Origin of the sequence: Streptomyces gardneri (genome assembly GCF_006539185.1) — a bacterium.
Taxonomy (GTDB): domain Bacteria; phylum Actinomycetota; class Actinomycetes; order Streptomycetales; family Streptomycetaceae; genus Streptomyces; species Streptomyces gardneri.
Genome location: NZ_BJMN01000017.1, coordinates 49275 through 70094 on the forward strand (window position 1 = coordinate 49275; position 20820 = coordinate 70094).

Consider the following 20820-nt stretch of genomic DNA (forward strand, 5'->3'; position numbering starts at 1 on the left):
AGTGAACGAAGCCGACTCTGGCACGGTCTCCTCCTTGCCTCAGGCTGTTCACGGCCCGATGAAGTCCCCAGCCGTTGCCAGCGCTGTGGGCCCGGGCCAGGTGAAGCTGCCGCCCCGGTGGGCGTGCCGTAGTGCGGCATGACGTGCCATACGTTGCCGCCGCTTCCCTGCATCGCGGCATTGATACTCACGTCGAAGGGCACGTCGCCGAGCAGTTCGTTGTTCGGCCAGGTCGCAGCGGCATCGCCGCCGGATCGGCCGATCGCTCACGGGAAGGCGCACGTGAGGCACGGAGCGGAGGCCGGTATCTCCGGGGAGGAGTCACCTTGCTGGATCCCAGACGCCGTCGAACAAGGCGAGCTCCAGCAGGTCCGGGCTTGACTCAGGCCACCCGATCCCAGAAGAGACGAGCTGCTCGGCGGCGGCGTTGATCCAGCGCAGGTAGACCCCGTAACGGTGCGGCGTCCAGCCGCCGTCCGACCAAGTCCAGGCCGCCACGCCCGACGCTGACGTCAGTCCCGTCTCCAGCCCGACCCGCGTAGCGTGGGTGCGCACGACGCGCGCAACCCTCTGGTCAAGGATCAGTGCACGAGGGGCAGCGGGAGCGTCCATGGCCAGGCCGAGGAAGTAGAGCAGCTTGGTGAAGAAGGCCGGCCCCAGCCCCCTTACCGCCCTGCACAGCACGCGATAAGCCGCGACCGCGCCTTCCTCCCGCAGAGCCGCACCCGCCTTGGCCAACGCATCGGAGACGTTCGGTTCGGCCAAGATCTCCTTGAGGCGGTGTGGTCCGTAGCCAGTTCTTCCTTGCCCCCACACATACGAGGCAACAAGGGCTTCGGACAACTCCCCTCCCTTGACCGCCTCTCGCGCAACCGCCACTACCTGGGCGCGGCTGATCGCTGCGCTCGTTGTGTGCGACTGTTCAAGGAGCTGGTCGGGCCACGGCAAGATGCCCGACCAGCGTGCGGGCACATACTCCACGGCATGAGCGCCGACACCGGTTACGTACCGAGCTCCAGCCCCAGCCAACCACCCGTGTACGGAGTGCACCGCAGCCGTCGGCAACAGCCGCTTCATCAGCTCGGCGTCCAACGCATCCGCGAGATCCTGTCGTGCCATCCTCGCCACTCCCACTCCCACTCCCACTTCATCGAAACCGGGACCGACGCCTACCGCCTCGCCCCCACGCATGCGCGGGCCGAGAAGCTGACGAAGCCTGGGCTGACCGCTGCCGGCTTTACTCGACGGCCCTCCGGGCGGAGGGCCGTCACCGTAGTCGTCTGGCAGGCGATCTTGACCGCCGAGTCATCAGCGGCAGACGCGTAGCCAGTCGCAGAGGCCCCTGCCTACCACTGCGAGAGCGGCGAGCAAGGGCCCAAGGATTGCAGGGCCTGCTGCTCGCTGCGGCGGAGACGACCTGGTTCATGGGCGACGCCGCGCTCGGCGATGTCCCGGCCGTGGAAGTGCCATGGGGGCTCCGGCCCATCAGTCGTGGCGGGACGCCCCATGAGGCCGGACACCAGGTCCAACGCCTCCTGGGTGACGAAGCGGTCGGGGTCGGGGGACTGGAGGTGTCGGCGCAGCAGATCCGGAACGATGCCTTGTTCCTGCTTGTAGGCGGCGAGTGCGCCTACAAGCAGGACGTTGTACGCCAGGGCGTCCGTGAGGGAGCGAGCACCAAGCGGTTCCACTCGCTGGGGTGGCCGGCGTTCCGGCGAGCCCTTGCGACGGCTTCGTCGAGGCGCTTGTGGCCTGAGCGCGTCATTGTCTGGACAAGCGCGATCAACTCTCCCGGTACGCCTTCGAGGGCTGGACCGTCGGGCGATGCAGTGAACCCGCTACGTGCCCGCGGCGCGGGCGGGAGAGTGTCGCGAATCGCCTGGAGGGCTGCACGGCGGTTCAGCCCGGCCCGTCTCGCACGGCACCGCAGGCTTCCGGTTCGCCGCTCCCGGTCCTCCACTCCGGCCTGTGTCGTACAGGGGATCGAGGCCAGTCGAGGTTGCGGGGTGGCGCTCGTGGCTCAGGGGCGGGCCAGCGTGTCGACGAGGGTGAGTTCCTCGGTGTCGAATTCGAGGTTGCGCAGGGCGGCCACACTGTCCTCGAGCTGTCGTGCGCTGCTTGCTCCCACCAGGGCGGAGGTCACGCGGCCGCCGCGCAGCACCCATGCGAGGGCGAGTTGGGCCAGGGTCTGGCCACGGGACGCGGCGATGTCGTTCAAGGCGCGCAACCGGGTCACCAGGTCCTCGGTGAGAGCGTCGCGGTTCAGGAAGGGGCTGTCGCTCGCGGCCCGGGAGTCATCGGGGACGCCGTCCAGGTAGCGTCCGGTGAGCAGGCCCTGTTCCAGCGGGGAGTAGGCGATGGAACCGACCCGCAGGTCGTCGAGGGCGTCGAGCAGGCCTTCGTCCTCCGGGCGACGGTCGAGCATGGAGTAGCGGGGCTGGTGGATGGTGAGGGGTGTGCCGAGCTCGCCGAGGATGCGGGCTGCCTCACGGGTCTGCTCGGCCGAGTAGTTGGAGACGCCGACGTAGAGCGCCTTGCCCTGCTGGACCGCGGAGTGCAGGGCGCCCATGGTTTCCTCCAGGGGCGTGTCCGGGTCGAAGCGGTGCGAGTAGAAGACATCGACGTAGTCGAGGCCGAGCCGGCCCAGGCTCTGATCGAGCGACGACAGCAGGGACTTTCGGGAGCCCCATTCGCCGTACGGCCCGGGCCACATCAGGTAGCCGGCCTTGGTGGAGACGACCAGCTCGTCGCGGTAGGGCGCGAAATCCGTCCGCAGGAACTCGCCGAGGGCGGACTCGGCCGCGCCGGGCGGCGGGCCGTAGTTGTTCGCCAGGTCGAAGTGGGTGATCCCGAGGTCGAAGGCACGGCGCAGGATGGCGCGCTGGGTCTGGGCGGGACGGTCCGGGCCGAAGTTGTGCCAGAGCCCCAGGGAGAGGGCGGGGAGCTTCAGGCCGCTGCGCCCGGAGCGCCGGTAGGGCATGTCGTCATAACGGGCGGGATGTGCGGTGTACAACGCGACTCCATGGCGTGGGACCGGCGCACGGCGATCGATGCGCGGCGGGTTTTTCGTGGCGTGACCAATCTCCCCCGACCTCTGGGCATGAATCCAACAGGAGAATCCGATGGGATTCAGCGCATAGGCTTCTGAGTCATGGAACTGCGCCATCTTCAGCACTTCGTCGCTGTCGCCGAGGACCGGCACTTCACACGGGCCGCCGAGCGGCTGATGGTCTCCCAGTCCGGTCTCTCGGCATCGATCCGCGCCCTGGAGCGGGACCTGAGGGCGCCGCTGTTCGTACGGAGCACCCGTCGGGTGACGCTGACGGAGGCCGGAAGGGCGCTGCTGGTCGAGGCGGAGCGCATCCTGGCACAGGTACGGGCCGCGCACGAGGCGGTGGCGGCCGTGCAGGGCGTGGTGCGCGGCACGCTCTCCCTCGGGGCCGAGCAGTGCGTCGCCGGAGTGCACGTCGCGGGGCTGCTGGCTGCGTTCAGGCAGCGGCACCCGGAAGTGGAGATACGCCTCCGGCAGGAAGGCGGGCTCGCACTGGCCGAGGACGTCGCCGCGGGGCGCCTCGACCTGGCCTTCGCCTACCGCACCCGGGCGGATTCCGACCAACTGCGGTCGGTGCCGCTGGCCACCGAGCCGATGACCCTGCTGTGCCACCCCGAGCACCCTCTCGCCGCGGCCGGCCCGGACCTCACCCTCGGAGACCTCGCCGAGGAGGTCTTCGTCGACTTCCACCCCGGCTGGGGACCGCGCCGGGCCACGGACGAGGCCTTCGCCTCCGCGTGCGTACTGCGGACCGTGAGCCTGGAGGTGAACGACGTGCACAGCCTCCTGGACCTGGTGGAGGAGGGCCTCGGTGTCGCTGCCGTACCTCGGCATTTCCGGCACAAACGGGACTCCCTGCACGCCGCCCCTCTCGCCGACACCGGCAAGGCGGTCTACGAGACGGTGGCCCTGCTGCCACCGCCGCATGCCACCAGCCCGGCAGCCCGCGCGCTGATGAAACTACTGGAGAGAGACAGACGGTGACGGCCTCATGACCCGACACCGACGAGGTCGCGCCCGCCCTCGTCGGTGTCGGCGGCTCGCCGCGCTCGCGAGGCTCTGTCCGCCTCACCGGCGGCGTTGCGCTCGGCCGACGACGGGCACGACGTCTAATCTCGGCCTGTGGGACAGCCCGATCAACGCGCCGAAGGCACAGGACCGTTCACGACCCGCCTCACCTGGCAGCCGCCCGGCGGCGGCACGGCCGTCTGGGAATCCCGGCCCGCCCGGCGCCGAGGCCTCATCGCCGTACGTCCGCCCGGCGCGGCCGGCGCCCGTGATGCCAGCGCCGACGACGCCGCCCTCGGCCGGCTCCGCAGGCTCAACGCCGTGGCCGCCACCGCCTTCGTCATCGGCGGAGCGCTCTTCGCGGCCGGCGCCGCCGTGGCCCAGTTCGGCTCCGGCGACGCCACCACCTGTGCCTCGATCTACTTCGCCGGCGGTCTGTTCTTCAACACCGGCGGCTACGTCTCCCTGCTCCAGGTCGTCAACGCCCCGCGGCACGTGCCCGGAGGGGAAGGCACCCTCGTCGCCCCTGGGTGGCGGTGGTGGAGCTATGAGCCGATGCGGGTCGACTGGCTGAGCGCCTTCGTCCTGTTCGCCGGCACCCTGGTGTTCGCCGTCGACCTGCTCGATTCCTTCCTCCAGGGCCTGACCACCCAGCAGGTCAACCGGCTGATCTGGGCACCCGATGTGATCGGCTGCGTGCTCTTCCTGATCTCCGGCCACCTCGCGTTCGCCGAGATCTGCCACGGCCGGCCGTGCATCCGGCAGCGCGACCTCGGCTGGTGGATCGTCGCCGTGAACCAGCTGGGCTCCGTCCTCTTCATGGTCTCGGCACTCGCCGCGTACACCCGCCCCGCCACCGGCAGCCTGATCAACGCCGACATCGCCAACTGGGGCACCCTCACCGGTGCCCTCTGTTTCTCCGCGGGCGGCATCCTCCAGCACTACGAACGTCCCTGATGAGACGCTACGCATGAGTGCGCGCCTGACCAGTTGCTCCGAAGGCGGCGGGGTCGGCGCCGTTCATGCTCGTAGGTCTTGAGGTACGGCGGCCGGCGGGACGGCCCGGTTCGCGGCGACAGCGCATCAGGACCTGCGTGGTGTCCGGCCTGCCCGTATGGTCGTGAGGGTCGCCCACAGGACGGGTGCACATTTCCAGAGCCGGCCTCACGTTCCGCACGTGCGCGGGGCCGGCCACCCGCCAGCCCGGCAAGGTGGTTCAGCACGTACTCGATTGGATGAGGGCTTTGGGCGAGCTCTCGCGGCGTCTCGGCCGTCGCTGCGAAGGCGAGCTGCTTCTCCAGCTTCGTCGGGAGCCACATGTCGTCGCTGTCGAGGAACGTGCGAATTGTTCGGACACGTAGGCGTCCTGACGTACTGTCTGCTGAAAGAGGTCAGCTCCTCCGGCGGCAACAGCAGTCGGGCGAGCGGGTCGTACTGTGCGTCTTTGCCAGAGGACGCGCTGTCCTCCTCGGAGTGGGTCACTCCTCGTTGGAGACCGCGATCAGGTACTGCCCGGCGTAGGCGACGAGCTGCAGGGCCATGTTCTGATGGAGCCTTCGACCAGGGCCGGGCCGCGACCACCGCGCCTTGGCATGGGCGTCTGCTTCCGGGCCCGTCGACCCGGGTTCGCGGTCCGGGGTCAGACCTCGATGACGATCTTCCCTGAGGTGTGGCCCTCCTGGCTGAGGGTGAAGGCCGCGGCGAGTTCGGAGAGCGGGAACATTGCGGCGACATCGACCGTGAGCCGGCCCTGGTCCGCGAGCCTGCCCAGAGCAGCGAGGTCCTCGCTGTCCGGGCGGACCCACATCCACTGGCCACCGGCACCGAGGACGGTGTGGTCGGCGATGGAAGCATGCCGCCCGCCCTCGGCCAGAACAGCCAGGGTGGTGTCCAGAACCCCGCCCACGAAGTCGGCGACAACCGTGACCCCGTCAGGAGCCAGGGCACGAACGCGTTCGGTCAGTCCGTCCCCGTAGGTGACGGGCTCGCAGCCGAACCCTCGCAACCGATCGTGGTTGCGAGGGGAGGCGGTGCCGATGACCCTCGCTCCCCGTGCCCGTGCCAGCTGCACGCCGAAGGACCCGACGCCGCCGGCCGCGCCGTGCACGAGAACGATGTCGTCGGAGGTCGTCCCCAGACGTGTGAGGAGCTGGTAGGCAGTCAGGCCGGTCAGCGGCAGTCCGGCGGCCTGCGCCCAGTTCAACGAGGCCGGCTTGGCGGCGAGAGCACGTACGGGCACGCTGACGTACTCGGCGAAGGTACCGCCGTGCACGTAGTCCTTGCGGGCGTAGGCCATCACCTCGTCGCCGACCGCGAACTCGGGCACGTCGATGCCGACCCGCTCCACGGTGCCGCTCACGTCCCAACCAGGAACCACCGGGTGAAAGACATCCATCAGGCTGTCGAGCCCGCCCGCCATGATCTTCCAATCGACCGGGTTCACCCCGGCACATCGGACCTTGACGAGAACTTCGCCAGGGGCGACCTTCGGCAGCGGCAACCGGGTCTCACGGAGCACCTCCGTCCCACCGTAGGTCTCATACGCCATCGCCCTCATAGTGCCCTCGGACATCCGCGACGCCTCTCCCGTACCGTTCGGTCCCCGCTCCATCTGAGCACGGTGAGCCCCGGACACATTGCAAGGCTCGCCCGGAAGTAGGGGCGGGTGGGAGCCTGGTGCGCGGCCCTGGCGGACCACCGCCTGGTGAGGATCGAGTTGGTTCAGGAGGACCAGCGGCAGGTGGGGGTGCTGACCCGGCGAGGACCCGGCGAGGCCAAGAGAATGCTGGGACGAAGGGCATACGGGTCTCGGCGCTTCGCGAGGAGAAGCGGGCGGACCTGGTGCGGGCGCCGGCGGCCAGTGTGCCGGCGTTCCTGCTGGAGGTCGACCGCCGTACCGAGGACGCCCACGAGCTGGTGCAGAAGCTGCGCCGGTACTGGGAGCGGGGCAGCTTCTGCCACAGGGCGCGGACAAGCCCGCCGTGGACCTTGTCCGCTCCCGGCCAAACGCAATCGAGAACGTCGACCACGAGCGGCGGCTGTGGTGCCGGGTCTACCCGCCGACCGGCCGGGAGGGCCTGCCTCCGGTGGCGTTCGTGTTCGCGGACGACCGAGGCGTACGTGTGCCGGAGGACGTGGGGAACCGTCCTTGCGGGACGCCTTCCAGCGCCCGCCCTCCGCATGGGGATGACGCCGGCCTTCGCGAGCGCGGGCTTCCACACCTTGACGGTGAAGTGTTCGCCCGTATCGGCGTAGTCCGCAATTCCCCATCGCCGCACCACGGTCTCGGCGCTCCGCGTTAACCCTCACCGCAGATGAGGGCAGCCCTCGCGGAGACTTCCGCGAGTCGTCTGGGAGGGCTCACGGAGCCCTCGGCTTCTTCTGACCCTCTCGAAGGCGGTGAGTTCGGGGGCGGCGCGGGCCGCCCCGCGCCGAGGGCGTCTGCCACGGGCCATGAGCTCGTGGCAGACGCCCTCACCGGTTTCGCGGCGGTCGCGGTAGCGGTCAGCCGAAGGCCTTCATGGAGCTCCAGCCGCCGACCACGACGAGGACGCCCGCGGTGGTGTCCGTCGTGGTGCAGCGGTACAGCTTCACCCTTCCGGAACCGGTCAGCGCCCAGAGGTCGGGGATGCCGTCACCGCTGGTGTCGGGTGTGCTCATGACCATCGGGATGTTCGACGCCGTCCAGTTGCCGCCGTACGAGACGTCGGAGCCTCCCAGCGAGGCCCCACCCGAGGCGAAGGAGGCGACGTCCGTGCCGCCCTTGCCGTTGCTCTTGCCCTTGCGCAGCCACATCTTGCCGTCTCCGGGGTTGCGGAAGAGCAGGTCCTTCGCACCATCCTTGTTGATGTCACCGACGTTGACCACGTCCAGCGCGTCCCAGCCCGAGGCCAGCTTCGTCGCGGTGGTGAAGGTCGATCCGGTGTACCCGGTGAACGACCACAGGTCCGTGCCGGCCGTGACGAGCAGCTCCGGTCGGCGGTCGTTGTCGAGATCGCCCGTGGCGACTATCTGGGTGAAGGTGGAGGGCGCCGGCGCGTTGGACGGCAGCCACAGCTCGGTGCGCTGCTCGATGTCCACGCTGCCGTAACCGTCGCCCCGGTACACGTACAACTTGCCGTCGGGCATCCGGGCGAGCAGGTCCTGGATGCCGTCTCCCGGGGCGAAGTCACCGTGGTGCGTGATCAGCGCGGGCTTGCCGTCAGACCCCCATCCAGTAGCCCGGGTAGTCGGCCTTGCCGTCCTTGTCGCCGTCGGCGGTCAGGTTGATGCCGCGGCGGTAGACGGACGGTGACGGGCTGCTCGGACCACAGGTTGGACATCTTTCCGGCGCTGATCACCAGTCCGGCTTCGGCGAGCATCGCGTGCAGCTGCGAGGACTTCCAGATGTCGCGTTGCGCGGCAGCCAGGCGGAGGGTCCACTTCATGTCGCTCCCGTGGTCAGCCGGTGAACCGGGACGCGAGCCGTTGGCCAGCGGAGAGCCAGGCGTCCTCGATGTGGGTCTTGTTGACGTGGACGTAGATCATCGTGGTGTTGATTCAGCGGTGGCCGAGCATCTCCTGGATGGCGACGACGTTCATACCCTGCGCGTACAGGTCCGAGGCAGCGAAGTGCCGAAGTGTGTGGGGTGTCGCACGGCCGACCCAGTTCGGCAGATGCCGTTCCACGGGCTCTGCCATCGCTCCCAGGATCGCGCTGGTGCTGACCTGCATCGACCGGCCACTCGGATCACGACGTTCGGAGGGAAAGAGCGGCGCCCCCACCTGGTCCAGGCCATCGTCGAAGTCCCACCGCGGACCTTGGACCCCACCATTCGAGCAGTTCGCGGGAGCTGTTGATGAGCGGGACCAGACGCTCCTTCTTTTACCCACGGCGCCCCTTGCCGTGCAGCAGGACCTTGCCGAAGGTGCCGAGGTCCCAGCGGATGTCGGTGACGTCGAGGAGGCACAACTCCGAGACCCGAGGGCCGATGAGGCTCGCCAGCGAGCGCGCGTTCGCCCACTTGCACTGGTTCCGCCGCCTGCGGATCCGCTGGGAGGTCCGCGACGACATCCACGAAGCGTTCCTCACTCGGGGATGCGCGCTGATCTGCTGGCGGCGTTTGCATTCATCCCGATGAAAGTGCGTCAACGCGTGCAGGGGAGGTCACGGACTGGGAGCTCACCCGCTCATTCGTTCCTGGGCGGCCATGACCTCATCGCCGTGCTCGAAGGCCCACGCGCCAAGTGTGTCGATGGGGCCGAGCAACGTCCGCCCCACAGCAGTGAGTTCGTACTCGACACGAGGTGGCACTTCGCCATGGGCGTTCCGTGTCACCAGACCGTTGAACTCCAGCCGCCGCAGCGTCTCGGTCAGGACCTTGGGACTGATGCCGCCGATGCGCTCGCGTAGTTCGCCGGGGCGCTTGGGCCCCTCCCGCAGGGCCCAGATCAGCACGGCGTTCCAGGTGTTGGAGAGAAGGTCGAAGGCGAGGCGGGCGCGGCAGTCAGCGAGGAAGGCGTCGGTCGTCACGTACCAAATGGTGCCTGACGGGTTTCCTAGCATCGTCCCGAAAGCGGTTGGAACAGATGCGGAAAGGGGCGTGTCGATGAAGATCGGTGTGCTGGGAACGGGGAACATGGCGGACGCACTGGCCACGCACTGGGTGCGGGCCGGGCACGAGGTGCTCGTTGGAGGCCGCGACGAGCAGAAGGCCCAGCGGCTCGCGACGCGCATCGGGGGCGCTGCGGGGCACGGGAGCCTGCAGGCGGCGGTCGGTTTCGGCGAGGTGGTGCTGGCCGCGCTGCCATACGGCGCGGGGGCGGACGTCGCCAGGGAGCATCAGTCGGCGCTGAAGGGGAAGGTCCTGCTCGACTGCGCCAATCCGGTCGGGCCCGGCTTCCGGCTGCTGACGGAAGGCGGCCCCTCGGCGGCGCTCCGACTGGCTGCGGCGGCACCGGGCGTGCACGTCGTCAAGGCGTTCAACCTCTGCCACGAGGACGTGTGGCGGATGACCCCGCCGGTCTTCGACGGCCAGCCCCTGACCGTTCCGATCTGCGGGGACGACGAGGCGGCACTCGCACTGGCACGCAAGCTGGTGCGCGACACGGGCTGTGAGCCAGTGGCTGGGGGCGGACTGGACCGCGCCGGGCTGCTGGAGGCGACCGCCGCGCTGTTCATCGGACTGTGGGTGGCGGAGCAGGCAGACGTACGGGCGATCGCGCCGCCGCTGGCCTATGCAGCAGGTCCACGAGCCGAGAGCGCGTGAGGTGTCCAGGTCATTGCGTTAGGAGTTCTTACGAGCTGGTGCGTAATTGCGGGTGAGCGTCCGTGCTGGTGGGTGGCATGATCCGGGCTGTGACGATCATGGCCAGTCGGACGGTTCTCGCGCATCGGTTGTTCACGGGTATCTCCCGTCAGCATCTCGCTTGTCTGGTCGCGGAGCTGGCCGACCCGTGGCAGACCGGTGTCGAGGGCCGCCGCCACAAGGCACGTGGTGGGGCCAGAAGGCGGGCTGCAGGTGCCGGCGCCAGGCATCGGCTGGTCTTCGTGGACCGGCTGGTTGCCACGTTGATCCACCTGCGGCACGATCCGCCGCACTCGGTCCTCGCTCTGCTGTTTGGTGTCGACCGCTCTACTGTCACTCGGGCCATCGGGGAGATACGGGCGCTTCTGGCTGCGCGGGGATGCGCGGTTCCCGACCGTCCTGGCCTGCGGCTTCGGACTCTGACGGATGTGTTCGCCTATGCCCAGGCCGAGGGCATCGAACTGCGGCTGGACGCCACCGAGATCCAGGTCCGCAGGCCCTTGGCCGGCCGTGGCGGACGCCGCGCATTCGTCTCGGGCAAGAAGAAGCAGAACACGATGAAGGCCACGGTTATCGCTGATCGCCAGGGCCGCACGCTCTGGAGCGATGCCCTGCGGCCAGGGCGCATACATGATGTGACCGCCGCACGCAACGATGGCATCGGTGTCTGCTTCCAGCACTTCCCGGACGTGGAAGTGCTTTTGGACGACGGCTACCTCGGGCTCCGGCGCGACCACCCCAGCCAAGCGATCACACCGCCCAGAAATCCGAACAAGATCGCTTTGCCGCACGTGCACGCAGCCAGAGAAGAGGCCCGGCACCGACACTCATCGAAACGCATCACCGTCGAGCATGCCCTCGCCGACCACAAACGCTGGAAGCAGCTGACCCGCTGGACGTACCGGCGAGATGCCCTTCCTGACACCTACCGGGCCATCGCCGGCCTCGTCTCCGACCGCAGCACCACCGCCTGACAAAACCACCAGCTCAGGACCGTGCATCTCCAACGCAATCACGCACCAGCTCGTAAGACCGACATCCCCAAGGCCTGTCCCGTAAGTGATCTCCGAGTCGCCTCGGGCAGGGTTGACCACGGTGAAACCCATTGATCTATCCGGCGAGGGCGAGGTTGTGCATCCGGGCGATGCCGAGCATGGCGTGGTGCAAGTTCACCCGGGTCCTGCCACCCCGCACCCGCGGGGGTGGTCCCGCCAACCGTCAGTATCCCGCCTGCGGCACTATGCGTTTTGAGGTCCTGCCGGGTGGTTCTGCTGGGTCTCCGGCGACTGGGTCGACCTGATCACCTGCCTCACCCACCAGCAGGCCACGGCGACGGTCCTGGTCACTCACGATCGCACCCCACTTCACCGCCGTCGACCAGATCTCCGAAGTCCACGAAGGCCACCTCTGCCTGCCCGCAACAGCCCGCTGATCCTCCGACGTGCACAGGCCCGGGGACGTGCCCCAGCACACTGGGGCGCGTGCCCCGTCCCGTAGTCCGCAGTATGAGATGGCCTTCCGGGCGGCAGCCGGGTTCTGCCAGCATGGCCCGCATGCAGCAGCCGCTGATTATCAACGGCAGCGTGCCGGCACCGAGCCCGGAGGAGTAACCCTCCCTGGTTCACCGCCCGCACGCAGACCTCTCGCGCCTCGCGAGGGGTCTTTTCCGTTTTCCGGGGCCCACCACGGCCCCCATAGACAGGACCACCACCATGGAACACGCCCGGCTCAACGTCACCCTCCGGCCCGGTCCCGGAACGCTCGCACGTCTTGCCGCCACCCTCAACAACCACCACGTGCTCGACCTCGCGTACACCATCTCATCACCGGCCTCAGCTACGGCCGTCGTACGCGTACCGCGCTCCGACGCCCCGCGCGCACAGCACAAGCTGAGCAGACTCATCGACGTGATCGACGTGTTGCTGGATCCCGCCTCGGCCAGCACCCCAGAAGGGCCAGGCCTTCCCACTACCCAACATTCCGCCACTGGCGCAGCCCGCCCGTGAACGATTCGACCGATGCCCTGAGCAACGTGGTCCACTCCCGCACCACCAGACTCACCCCGCCCTCGGATCCTGAACCGAGCTGTTCGCCCGCTCAGCGATCACATTTCCGCTTCCCCAGACAGACCGGTGTCCGTGAACAGGTGGAAAACGCAGGGCACCTGGTCGAACAACTTAATCGCCACGGAACTTGGCCGAGCGGATGGACGGCCGACAGCATGTTTCCCCGGGCCAGGTGCTGGTATCCGAGACTGGTGAGCTGTTGGAGAGCCATCAGGTTCGGCGCATCGTGCATGTTGCCGCGGCCGAGGGAGAACCCGGCTCCGGCTGCCGCCAAGTGATGGAGTCGAACCGGTGTGTCCGCGACATCCTGGCCGAAATTGACCGGATTGCCGAGGTCGGCGAGTCACTGCGCTCGCTCGTCCTGCCGCTGCTGGGAACCGGCGGAGACAACAGCGACCTGCACCGCACGGTGGACACCTTGCTGTCAGCCATCGTGAGCTACTTCGAAGCCCATCCGGCCTCCCGCATCCGGGCGGGGAGCTTCCTTCGGATCATCGGACCATGTGTCTCGTTGACTGGCGCCCAGTGGGCGAGGATCGAGCCGTTGCTGCCGGACCGCACTCCAAGGCGGACCGCACTCCAAGGCGGGGCGGGAGGTGGGGGGCTCGCTGTGCGTCTCCAGATCGGCAGGGGATCCAGCCCCCAGTGGTCGCCGTCCCGGCGGCGGGGTCACGCCGGTACACGTGGAGGTTTCGGCAGGTCCACGTCGCAGCCCATGCCTTCCACCACCCCGCTCGTCGACAGACCGAGTGCGCGTGCGCACCCGACTACCGGCTCGACCACGGCAGGTCCAGTGCACTACGACACCTCGCCGGAGCTGTGTGCTGCGCTCCCGGCGCACATCCAGGCAGCGCAGCCGGACATCGCGGCCCCCATCCGCGACGGATCTCACCGAACCCGGCGGTGCCGCCGGTACGGCCGAAGGATCTGAACGAATAGTGGGAATCAGGCCGCGACGAGCTTTTGCTCACGGTCCGGCATCTTGACCTTGGGCTTCTTGTTCGGCAGCGAGAGCCGGAAGACCTTGTGCCACGCGGAGAACACCTGCTTGGGCAGCGGCCCGGTGACGTACTCCAGCTCGTACTTCTCGAACAGCGCGCGCACCTTCACCGCGACCTCGGCGTACCGGTTGCTCGGCAGGTCCGGGAACAGGTGGTGCTCGATCTGGTGCGACAGGTTGCCGGTCATGAAGTGCATGGCCTTGCTGCCGCTGATGTTCGCCGAGCCCATCATCTGGCGCAGGTACCACTGGCCGCGCGTCTCGCCCTTGATCGACCGGCGCTCGAAGACCTGCACGCCCTCGGGGAAGTGCCCGCACATGATCACCGAGTGGGACCAGATGTTGCGGACCAGGTTCGCGGTGAACGTGGCGGCGAGCGTGGTGAGGAACGACGGGCCCGAGAGCAGCGGGTGGATCACGTAGTCCTTGAGGACCTGCTTGCGGATCTTGCGGCCCACGGCCTTGGCCCGCGCGCGGAACTCCGGGTTGTTGCGGCGGCGCTTGTGCAGGTTCCTGCCGAGTTCCAGGTCGTACGCTGCGATGCCGTACTCGAAGAAGCAGGCGTTGATGAAGTTCCACAGCGGCTGGCCGAGGTGGAACGGGTGCCACCTCTGGTCCTCGTCGACGCGCATGATGCCGTAGCCGAGGTCGTTGTCCTTGCCGATCACGTTGGTGTACGTGTGGTGCAGCTCGTTGTGCGAGTGCTTCCACTGGTCGGACGGCGAGACGTGATCCCACTCCCAGGTGGTGGAGTGGATCTTCGGGTCCCGCATCCAGTCCCACTGGCCGTGCAGGACGTTGTGGCCGATCTCCATGTTGTCCATGATCTTCGCCACGGACAGCCCGGCGGTGCCGATCAGCCACGCGGGCGGGAAGATCGAGAACAGCAGCACGCCCCTGCTGACCAGCTCGAGCTTGCGCTGCGCCGAGATGACCTTACGGATGTAGGCGGCGTCTTTCTCGCCCCGGCTGGCGATCACCTCATCGCGGATCGCGTCCAGCTCGCGGCCGAGCTCCTCGATCTGCTCCGCGGTCAGGTGGGCGGTGGGGTCGATGGCGGTCAAGGTGCTCCTACCGTTCGATATCGCAGGGGCCCGCCGCGGCGGACACGCAGGTCTGGATGAGGACGCCCGGCTCGGCATCGGTGATTTCGCCGGTGCGCAGGTCGCGGACGGCGCCCGCCTTGAGCGGCGTGACGCAGCCGAAGCAGATCCCCATGCGGCACCCTGACGGCATGAGCACGCCGGCCTCCTCGCCGACGTCCAGCAACGGCGTGGCACCGTCCGCGTCGACGGTCTTGCCGGTGGCGCTGAACGTGACCTCGCCGCCGTCACCGGCGACGACGATGCTGGGGCGGAAGCGTTCGGTGTGCAGGCGCTCTTGGACGCCGTGCTCGCTCCAGAGCTCTTCGGCGGCGTCGAGCAGGCCCGCGGGCCCGCAAGCCCATGTCTCGCGCTCGGCCCAGTCGGGCACCAGTTCGTCGAGGCGGGCGATGTCGAGCATGCCGTCTGTGTCGGTGTGCACCTCGGTGAGCCGCAGCTTCCCGTCCGCGACCAGGTCGTGCAGCTCGTTGCGGAAGATCACGTCTTGCGGCTGTGGCGCGCAGTGGACCATGACGACGTCGTCGAACTCGATGTCGCGCAGCATGCCCATCACAGGCGTGATGCCACTGCCGGCCGTCAGGTAGAGCACCTTGTCGGGCTTGGCCTGCGGCAGCACAAAGTCACCGGTCGGCTGGTCGAGCTGGATCAGCGTGCCCGGTTTCGCCCTGCGGACCAGATGATTGCTGACCTTGCCGTCCGGGATCGCCTTCACGGTGATGGTGACGCGGCCGTCCTGGCGGTTTGTCGGCGAGGTGATGGAGTAGGCACGCCACAGACGCACCCCGTCGACGTCGACCCCGATCCGCACGTACTGACCGGCTGTGTGACCGCGCCAGCCCCGTCCCGGCCTGATCACGACAGTCGCGGCGTCACCCGTCTCGGGGTGCACGGCCTCGATGCGCCCACACAGGTCAGCGCCCGCACGCAGCGGGCTGACCAGGTCGAGGTAGTCCGACGGCAGCAGCGGCGTCGTGACCATCTCCAGCAGTTTCCACGCCCTGCTGCGAAGGGCTGCACTCGTCATGACTCCAGCTTGATGCGCGTCAAGGCGTAAAGTCCTGACCGCAAGACGTAAATCTGGTCGGCAGAATTGTTCACAGGGAATAAAATATGAGCCATCCCATCCGGAGGGTTGCCGAGCTGGCACTGGATGAGACGACGGTCACAGCGCTTCGGGCCGCCCTGAAGACCACCGCCGACGAGGTCGTCCAGGCGATCATCGATGAGGTCCCTCCCTACGCCAACGCCCTTTCGGGCCGCATGGGCGGCACCATCCGCCGAGCCGTCCGCACTGCCCTGGGGCACTACCTGGACCTCGCAAGCGGGAACGCCACAGGCGGCGACGCCGGTGACGCAGCCTACGAGCTGGGCCGCGGCGAGGTGCGCTCCGGCCGTTCGATGGACGCCCTGCTCAGCGCCTACCGCGTCGGCGCCCGCGTGGCCTGGCGATGCCTGGCAGCGGGTGCCGTCCCCGCAGGTCTGCCCGCCGCCGAGGTCGCCAAGTTCGCCGAGCTGACCTTCGCCTACATCGACGAGCTCTCCGCCGCGAGCGCCGCGGGCCACGCCGACGAACTGGCCGCCCAGGGCAGGGCCCACGAGCGCCACCTGGAACACCTGGCCCGCGACCTCCTCGCCGGCGCGAGCCCGGACGTGCTGCTGGCCTCAGCTCAACGGGCCGGATGGCAGCCCCCGGCTTCGCTGACCGCCGTCCTGCTGCCCGCCGCCCAGGCCCGGCCTGCCTACCGCGCGCTCGACCCGAGCACCCTCGTCCTCGACGATCTGCCGGACGCCACCGGTGCGCTGCTCGTCCCCGATGCCGACCGACCACATCTCCTGCGGCAGCTGACCGACCGCACCGCCGTAGTCGGCCCGGCCCGGCCATGGACTCGTGCGTCGGCCTCGTACGCACGAGCCGCACGCGCACGCTCCCTCTCCTCTGATATTCGCGACACCGAGGACCACCTGCCCGAGCTGGTATTGAGCGCCGACGTGGACGCGTTCACAGACCTGCGTGCCCGGGCCCTCGCACCGTTGCGGACCTTGCCTGTCGCGACCGCACGGCGGCTGGAGGAAACGTTGCGGGCGTGGCTGCTGCACCAGGGCAGGCGAGACGAGACGGCGGCGGCGTTGTTCGTCCATCCCCAGACCGTCCGGTACCGGATGTCGCAGCTGCGGGAGCTGATTCCGGATCTCGCATCGCCACACCGGGTCCTTGAACTGACGCTGGCGGTCGGTCTTCGGGCCAGCTGACGCGTACTGCGACCGTCCACGACCAGCACGCCGCCGACCACCTGACGGTGGTCCCGCCACGGACGACCACGCCCGTCCATCTGCGGCAACAGGGGCGCTATCCGACCCCACGCCACGTCCGTCAATTCACCTCGACCCGCCACAAGACCGATCATCAGGCACGCCTTAAGGTGTGCCGGTGACCGGTTCTGACGCTGTCGAAGACACGATTTCTGGTCCTAAACGACTACGGCACGGGCGGCACCTGGTGGTGGGTCCACGCCCGGTCCGAACAGGACGTGCTGGAGACCTTCGCCAACGTGGAAGTCGTGCACACCGAGGCCACCCGCGCGGAGGCTGAGACCGGGTGTCTCGACGAGACAGACGTCGACGGACCGACCACACCGCCCGGCTTGGCCGAATCCCGCGCCCAACGGGACGCCCAGCGCGGCATGCCGGGCTTCGGCGCCTTGGCTGGCCGGCACCTGCTGTACCCGAGCCGCCGGTGGAACGAGGACCACGACGCGACGATCTACCTGATGGAGGTCGGACCTGACGGTCGTCGCCTCCGCCAGGTCAAGCTGACTGAGGACGGAATGGCCTACCTGAGCAGCCCGGCCCAGCCGTGACCAGGTGATCTGGCCGGCGGTGCCAGAGCGCGGGTACTACGGGCGGGTCGAACACGACGGGGTCACCCTCGTCTTCAACTGCGACGACGCAGGAACCACCCGACAAATCGGGACCCACACCGTATACGTCGACGTCCACGAGACCGGGGACTCACAGAGCTACGCCGCCTGGCTGGCCGAGCAGATCGGCCAGACGGTCATCGGCCCGCCGTACGACTAGGACCCGCGTGAAAGTGCTGGTCACGGCCATTCGTTCCTCCTGCTGCACCCACGACGCTCGCCGCCGAGGAAGCCTTCACAGGCCTCGACGGCCCCGGCCTCTGGAACCATCTCCGGTCCATGGCCGACGTCGGATTCCTCGATCTGCCCGCGCCCGAAGCCGACGCCCCCCCACCTTCTCTACCTCCACCCATTGATCCGCGGCTTCAACGTCGACCGTTCCCTTCTTCCGCTCGCCATCCGGGCTCCTGAACCGCGCGGCCGGAGCTGACCGCACTGTGGACCCCTACGACGCCCATCGTCAGCCGGACTGGAACGTGCTCGTGGCGCACGCCCTGCATCTGGCACGGCACGCCGTCAAGACGAATGCAGCCGACGCCGACGTCGAGCGCGCCCTCATAACCGCGCTCGGCGCGGCCGTGCACCATCGCGACAACGGTCTCTTCCAGCAGGCCCACGCGGACATCGAGTTCGTCCGCGACGCTGCGGATCGACGCTGGGATCGCGAACACCCAGTCGTCCAAGCGGCCGCCCACGCCCATGCCACGACGCTGCGGACGATGGGGCGCCTGCGGGAGGCCGAGGCGGGACTACGCGAGGTGGTGGACGTCCGCTGCCGTACCTCCGGAGAGCGACACCCCGCCACTCAGACCGAAGGCTTTCTTCTCAGCCCGCTGCGCTGCCTGGCGGGCGGGAGCGAGGTGGTCCGGCTCGTAGGAGTCGCGCAGCGCGAGCGCCTGAGCGGCGGCCTCCTCGGCAGCATCAGCTGCCTTCCCCGCAGTAGTCGGGGTCCTTTGTAGATCACCCAGATCCAGCCGCAGCCGGTCCACCTTCGCCCGTGCCGACGCGAGAGTTTCCTCCCGCGGGTCCTCGGCGCCGTGAAGATCCTGCCCGCACTGCCGACACTGCCCTGGCTCCCGCTCAGTGACCAGCGAAGCTGTACCGCGCCGGCTCGACAGGGGCTGACGCATAATCCTCGGGTGTCCAAGACTTCCGTACCGATACCGTCGGGTTCCGCATCCGAAGGCGTTCCTGCCTGGCTGTCCGTCGATGCAGCAGCCTGGGCGGACGCCCGCCCAGGCTCGTGGGCGAAGCCCCTGTGGCCCGTCCTAGCACTGCTCGCGACGGTGGTTGCTGCGATCGCCATGGAGCCGGTCCCGGTGTGCAGTGAAGCGGTCCCGTGTGGTCCGGACTGGATCGGCATGGTGCAGATGGGCCTGGCCATCGGCTTGTTGTACTGGTTTGCCCGGCTTCCGGAGCTCACCCTTGTCGCCGCACCGGTTCTGGCGGTCATCGTGGCCTGGGAGGAGTTGCCCTCGGCCGGATGGGCATCCCGAGCGGCGAATCTGGCGGTCATCGCGGCCCTCGGCTTCGGCTGGACAGCGGCGTGGGCCCGGCTGAGCGCCCGACAGGGGCAGCGGCGGCTCATCGAGACGACAGCTCGTGCAGAGCAACGCCGGGTGGAGCCTGCCGGCCCGCTGACGCGGGGAGTGATCCCGATCTCCGCCGGGCTGGTGCTGTGCGCCGTTGCCAGCGGCGCGATCGTCCTGGGCTTGCGCGCCGTGCACGCGGACGAGGGGCAGGCCGCTCGGGCGACGCGTACCGACGTCGAAGTCACCGGCCGTACGGACATGTCGCTGCGTGTCCGCACCGATGACGGACGTCGCATCACCGTCGACGCCCTCTTCCCCGAGGATTACACCCTCGGCACCACCGTGGAGGTGTTGGAGGGTGAGGGATGGCGTCGCCTGGTCGCCGAGCCGTACGACGCGATCGAGTGGCAGTTGCTGGCCCTGGCCGGCGGATTGCCCGGGCTCTCGCTGTTGACGACGGGATATCTGGCACGTCGACGTGCCGCAGCGCTGCATCACGGACCGGTGCCCGCCCTGCGGGTGCTGGAGCAGATGGACCACGAGGGCCGGACCTGGGCCTACGCGGCCGATGACACCGCCGGGAGTACACCTCTGTTCGCCTGTACCTGCGTACCAGTATTCCAGGACGCGGATGAGGCGGAGATCGATGCCGTCCACGACATCGACGAGATTGACGACGTCCCGATAACCAAAACGAGGCTCCGTGAAGCCGTCATGCTCGGGGCACCCTACGAAGGTGCCGAGCTGTCCTTCATCACCACGGGCACCGATGGGACGTCCGAGGTGACCCGCACCATCGGCCCCGTCCGGATGCCCCAGCCCGGCAAGGCGCCAGGAGGGCACATCTCTGCAGATTCGACGGGGCCAACGCCCTCACAAGCTCACTGACGAGCGACGGATCAGCCCACGGATCCGAAAGACCATGGCAAGCCCGCAGGATCTTCCGGAGGAACCTGGCGGGCCGCCCACCACCTTGCCGGGGAAGGCGGCCTCCGCAGGGATCCGCAGGTTCGGACGCGAGTTCCGCACGACACCGGCCGGGCTCCACGACATCCGTGCGAACCTGTCGATCGCCAACATGGACTTCGAGGAGTACGCGGCAGCCGCCCACGAGGACCCCGAGAAAGTGTTCCGATCGTTCTGAGGGTCTGACCCGCCTCGCCGCCTGGCTGTCGAACGGAAGCCGGGTCCTTCCAGACCGTGTCTGTCAGGGACCCGGATCAGGAGGACCCGGGACTTCAAGCTATCGGCTGCCAGCCGCAACTGGTGCTCGGACACTCCCACCCGTGAAGGAGACCGGCTGCGTGGCTGCATTGCAGATGTCTGCGCCGACCAGCAGTGCGACCTGGCCTCCTTCGCTGCCGGGCTGATCACCGACCTCGACGCCGTCGTCTTCGGCATGAGCACCGAAGGGTCGTCCGGGCCCGTCGAAGGCCGCCTGAACGACCTGAAAGCCCTCACGCGCAGCATGTTCGGCAGAGCGAAACTGCCGCTGCTGCGTAAGCGGCTCCTCCTGATCGCGGCCAGCCGCAGGCCCTAACCGCTGCCGCGGCGGGCCTGGCGGTCCAGGAACTCGATCAATCGCGTCTCCGAACGCAGGAGCCGCTCTCGCTGCTCAGGAGGAAGAAAGGCGAGGAGGTCGACGAGGACTCGCTTCCGCGGGACGTACACCATGTTGCCGGAGTAGATCCTGCAACCTCCGCACCAGGCGAGTCCGATGCAGCGCTCGAACATGGAGGACTCGGGAGGGTGGAAGCGATACTGGTACGCGCAGACAGGCGTTCCGCAGACGGCACAGACTCGTCGTTCGCCGTCGGGAACCGTGTCCCAGCTCACGACCTTTCGCCAATGCAG

Annotated in this window: 23 protein-coding genes and 4 pseudogenes; 13 read left to right on the forward strand and 14 right to left on the reverse strand. The window is 68.5% G+C overall.

All coding sequences use genetic code 11. From position 1 onward, the window contains the following. Window positions 1-321: 321 nt before the first annotated feature. The 3 genes from SGA01_RS14555 to mgrA form a co-directional block, all read right to left on the reverse strand. A complete protein-coding gene (locus SGA01_RS14555) occupies window positions 322-1119 on the reverse strand; it encodes an 8-oxoguanine DNA glycosylase OGG fold protein (protein ID WP_141296921.1) in 798 nt (265 codons plus the stop codon). A 227-nt stretch (window positions 1120-1346) separates the two neighbouring features. Continuing rightward, window positions 1347-1691: a hypothetical protein gene (locus SGA01_RS14560; RefSeq protein ID WP_141296922.1), complete on the reverse strand. Its 345-nt coding sequence runs from the start codon at window positions 1689-1691 to the stop codon at window positions 1347-1349. 329 nt (window positions 1692-2020) lie between these two features. Further along, on the reverse strand, window positions 2021-3013 hold the full coding sequence (gene mgrA, locus SGA01_RS14565) for an L-glyceraldehyde 3-phosphate reductase (protein ID WP_141296923.1): 993 nt from the start codon (window positions 3011-3013) through the stop codon (window positions 2021-2023). 138 nt (window positions 3014-3151) lie between these two features. Here mgrA and SGA01_RS14570 point away from each other — a divergent pair, with 138 nt between their 5' ends. Together SGA01_RS14570 and SGA01_RS14575 are read left to right on the forward strand one after the other, a co-directional pair. Continuing rightward, window positions 3152-4036 carry a LysR family transcriptional regulator gene (locus SGA01_RS14570; RefSeq protein ID WP_141296924.1) on the forward strand — a complete coding sequence of 295 codons (885 nt, stop codon included), beginning with the start codon at window positions 3152-3154 and terminating at the stop codon, window positions 4034-4036. A 138-nt stretch (window positions 4037-4174) separates the two neighbouring features. Beyond that, entirely contained in the window at window positions 4175-5017 is an 843-nt protein-coding gene (locus SGA01_RS14575; RefSeq protein ID WP_141296925.1) for a hypothetical protein, read from the forward strand. 302 nt (window positions 5018-5319) lie between these two features. On the opposite strand, the pseudogene SGA01_RS42890 reads toward SGA01_RS14575, so the two are convergent. The 5 genes and pseudogenes from SGA01_RS42890 to SGA01_RS42895 all read right to left on the reverse strand — a co-directional run. Further along, a pseudogene (locus SGA01_RS42890) lies at window positions 5320-5397 on the reverse strand (glycosyltransferase family 2 protein); the annotation flags it as partial. Between the two features lie 302 nt (window positions 5398-5699). Then, window positions 5700-6671 (reverse strand): NADP-dependent oxidoreductase, encoded by a 972-nt coding sequence (locus SGA01_RS14585; protein ID WP_371866037.1) that lies wholly within the window; start codon window positions 6669-6671, stop codon window positions 5700-5702. An 893-nt stretch (window positions 6672-7564) separates the two neighbouring features. Beyond that, the gene (locus tag SGA01_RS14595; protein WP_308699056.1) at window positions 7565-8248 is read right to left on the reverse strand and encodes an FG-GAP repeat domain-containing protein; all 684 of its coding nucleotides are present in this window, start codon (window positions 8246-8248) and stop codon (window positions 7565-7567) included. Between the two features lie 351 nt (window positions 8249-8599). After that, window positions 8600-8773, reverse strand: a complete 174-nt coding sequence (locus SGA01_RS14605) for a tyrosine-type recombinase/integrase (protein ID WP_141296928.1) — start codon at window positions 8771-8773, stop codon at window positions 8600-8602. Between the two features lie 151 nt (window positions 8774-8924). Beyond that, on the reverse strand, window positions 8925-9113 hold the full coding sequence (locus SGA01_RS42895) for a site-specific integrase (RefSeq protein ID WP_371866038.1): 189 nt from the start codon (window positions 9111-9113) through the stop codon (window positions 8925-8927). On the opposite strand from SGA01_RS42895, the pseudogene SGA01_RS14610 reads away from it, so the two are divergent. After that, window positions 9064-9180, forward strand: a pseudogene (locus SGA01_RS14610) (IS5/IS1182 family transposase); the annotation flags it as partial. The gene SGA01_RS42895 and the pseudogene SGA01_RS14610 sit on opposite strands and share 50 nt — an antisense overlap. 41 nt (window positions 9181-9221) lie before the next feature. Here the strand turns inward: SGA01_RS14610 and SGA01_RS14615 are convergent. Continuing rightward, window positions 9222-9572, reverse strand: a complete 351-nt coding sequence (locus SGA01_RS14615; RefSeq protein WP_141296929.1) for a winged helix-turn-helix transcriptional regulator — start codon at window positions 9570-9572, stop codon at window positions 9222-9224. A 76-nt stretch (window positions 9573-9648) separates the two neighbouring features. Between SGA01_RS14615 and SGA01_RS14620 the strand changes: the two genes are divergently transcribed. The 4 genes and pseudogenes from SGA01_RS14620 (at window position 9649) to SGA01_RS14635 (ending at window position 12353) form a co-directional block, all read left to right on the forward strand. Further along, window positions 9649-10308, forward strand: a complete 660-nt coding sequence (locus SGA01_RS14620; protein WP_141296953.1) for an NADPH-dependent F420 reductase — start codon at window positions 9649-9651, stop codon at window positions 10306-10308. A 98-nt stretch (window positions 10309-10406) separates the two neighbouring features. Beyond that, entirely contained in the window at window positions 10407-11321 is a 915-nt protein-coding gene (locus SGA01_RS14625; RefSeq protein ID WP_174867314.1) for a transposase family protein, read from the forward strand. Between the two features lie 316 nt (window positions 11322-11637). Further along, window positions 11638-11779: pseudogene (locus tag SGA01_RS42035) on the forward strand (ABC transporter ATP-binding protein); the annotation flags it as partial. Window positions 11780-12059: 280 nt separating this feature from the next. Continuing rightward, window positions 12060-12353, forward strand: coding sequence for a hypothetical protein (locus SGA01_RS14635; RefSeq protein WP_141296930.1), 294 nt, complete (start codon window positions 12060-12062; stop codon window positions 12351-12353). A gap of 1005 nt (window positions 12354-13358) precedes the next feature. Here SGA01_RS14635 and SGA01_RS14645 read toward each other — a convergent pair. Then, complete coding sequence (locus tag SGA01_RS14645; RefSeq protein ID WP_141296931.1) at window positions 13359-14477, reverse strand: fatty acid desaturase family protein; 1119 nt, start codon at window positions 14475-14477, stop codon at window positions 13359-13361. A 7-nt stretch (window positions 14478-14484) separates the two neighbouring features. Beyond that, a complete protein-coding gene (locus SGA01_RS14650; protein WP_141296955.1) occupies window positions 14485-15495 on the reverse strand; it encodes a ferredoxin reductase in 1011 nt (336 codons plus the stop codon). Window positions 15496-15626: 131 nt separating this feature from the next. On the opposite strand from SGA01_RS14650, the gene SGA01_RS14655 reads away from it, so the two are divergent. Next, on the forward strand, window positions 15627-16766 hold the full coding sequence (locus tag SGA01_RS14655) for a PucR-like N-terminal domain-containing protein (protein ID WP_141296932.1): 1140 nt from the start codon (window positions 15627-15629) through the stop codon (window positions 16764-16766). Window positions 16767-16789: 23 nt separating this feature from the next. On the opposite strand, the pseudogene SGA01_RS43070 reads toward SGA01_RS14655, so the two are convergent. After that, window positions 16790-16909, reverse strand: a pseudogene (locus SGA01_RS43070) (transposase); the annotation flags it as partial. 135 nt (window positions 16910-17044) lie between these two features. Here SGA01_RS43070 and SGA01_RS14665 point away from each other — a divergent pair. Next, window positions 17045-17374, forward strand: coding sequence for a hypothetical protein (locus SGA01_RS14665; RefSeq protein ID WP_141296933.1), 330 nt, complete (start codon window positions 17045-17047; stop codon window positions 17372-17374). A 19-nt stretch (window positions 17375-17393) separates the two neighbouring features. Next, window positions 17394-17594, forward strand: a complete 201-nt coding sequence (locus tag SGA01_RS14670; protein WP_141296934.1) for a hypothetical protein — start codon at window positions 17394-17396, stop codon at window positions 17592-17594. 205 nt (window positions 17595-17799) lie between these two features. Here the strand turns inward: SGA01_RS14670 and SGA01_RS14675 are convergent, their stop codons facing one another. Then, window positions 17800-18135, reverse strand: a complete 336-nt coding sequence (locus tag SGA01_RS14675; RefSeq protein WP_141296935.1) for a hypothetical protein — start codon at window positions 18133-18135, stop codon at window positions 17800-17802. A gap of 438 nt (window positions 18136-18573) precedes the next feature. On the opposite strand from SGA01_RS14675, the gene SGA01_RS14680 reads away from it, so the two are divergent. The 3 genes from SGA01_RS14680 to SGA01_RS41060 all read left to right on the forward strand — a co-directional run bounded on the left by SGA01_RS14680 (window position 18574) and on the right by SGA01_RS41060 (window position 20506). Then, entirely contained in the window at window positions 18574-19854 is a 1281-nt protein-coding gene (locus SGA01_RS14680) for a hypothetical protein (protein ID WP_141296936.1), read from the forward strand. Between the two features lie 34 nt (window positions 19855-19888). Next, window positions 19889-20110 carry a DUF6924 domain-containing protein gene (locus SGA01_RS14685; protein WP_141296937.1) on the forward strand — a complete coding sequence of 74 codons (222 nt, stop codon included), beginning with the start codon at window positions 19889-19891 and terminating at the stop codon, window positions 20108-20110. Between the two features lie 255 nt (window positions 20111-20365). After that, complete coding sequence (locus tag SGA01_RS41060) at window positions 20366-20506, forward strand: hypothetical protein (protein ID WP_167534104.1); 141 nt, start codon at window positions 20366-20368, stop codon at window positions 20504-20506. Here the strand turns inward: SGA01_RS41060 and SGA01_RS14690 are convergent. After that, a complete protein-coding gene (locus SGA01_RS14690) occupies window positions 20503-20700 on the reverse strand; it encodes a hypothetical protein (RefSeq protein WP_055645672.1) in 198 nt (65 codons plus the stop codon). The two genes, SGA01_RS41060 and SGA01_RS14690, sit on opposite strands and share 4 nt — an antisense overlap. Window positions 20701-20820: the final 120 nt, after the last annotated feature.

Coding starts and splice junctions, on each gene's coding strand:
- SGA01_RS14570 (WP_141296924.1), top strand. CDS start 3,152: ATGGAACTGCGCCATCTTCAGCACTTCGTCGCTGTCGCCGAGGACCGG.
- SGA01_RS14585 (WP_371866037.1), bottom strand. CDS start 6,671: ATGGAGCGGGGACCGAACGGTACGGGAGAGGCGTCGCGGATGTCCGAG.
- SGA01_RS14690 (WP_055645672.1), bottom strand. CDS start 20,700: ATGTTCGAGCGCTGCATCGGACTCGCCTGGTGCGGAGGTTGCAGGATC.
- SGA01_RS14605 (WP_141296928.1), bottom strand. CDS start 8,773: ATGCAGGTCAGCACCAGCGCGATCCTGGGAGCGATGGCAGAGCCCGTG.
- SGA01_RS42895 (WP_371866038.1), bottom strand. CDS start 9,113: ATGTCGTCGCGGACCTCCCAGCGGATCCGCAGGCGGCGGAACCAGTGC.
- SGA01_RS14675 (WP_141296935.1), bottom strand. CDS start 18,135: ATGGGCGTGGGCGGCCGCTTGGACGACTGGGTGTTCGCGATCCCAGCG.
- SGA01_RS14635 (WP_141296930.1), top strand. CDS start 12,060: ATGGAACACGCCCGGCTCAACGTCACCCTCCGGCCCGGTCCCGGAACG.
- SGA01_RS14685 (WP_141296937.1), top strand. CDS start 19,889: ATGGCAAGCCCGCAGGATCTTCCGGAGGAACCTGGCGGGCCGCCCACC.
- SGA01_RS14625 (WP_174867314.1), top strand. CDS start 10,407: ATGGCCAGTCGGACGGTTCTCGCGCATCGGTTGTTCACGGGTATCTCC.
- SGA01_RS14655 (WP_141296932.1), top strand. CDS start 15,627: ATGAGCCATCCCATCCGGAGGGTTGCCGAGCTGGCACTGGATGAGACG.
- SGA01_RS14620 (WP_141296953.1), top strand. CDS start 9,649: ATGAAGATCGGTGTGCTGGGAACGGGGAACATGGCGGACGCACTGGCC.
- SGA01_RS41060 (WP_167534104.1), top strand. CDS start 20,366: ATGAGCACCGAAGGGTCGTCCGGGCCCGTCGAAGGCCGCCTGAACGAC.
- SGA01_RS14555 (WP_141296921.1), bottom strand. CDS start 1,119: ATGGCACGACAGGATCTCGCGGATGCGTTGGACGCCGAGCTGATGAAG.
- SGA01_RS14650 (WP_141296955.1), bottom strand. CDS start 15,495: ATGGTCACGACGCCGCTGCTGCCGTCGGACTACCTCGACCTGGTCAGC.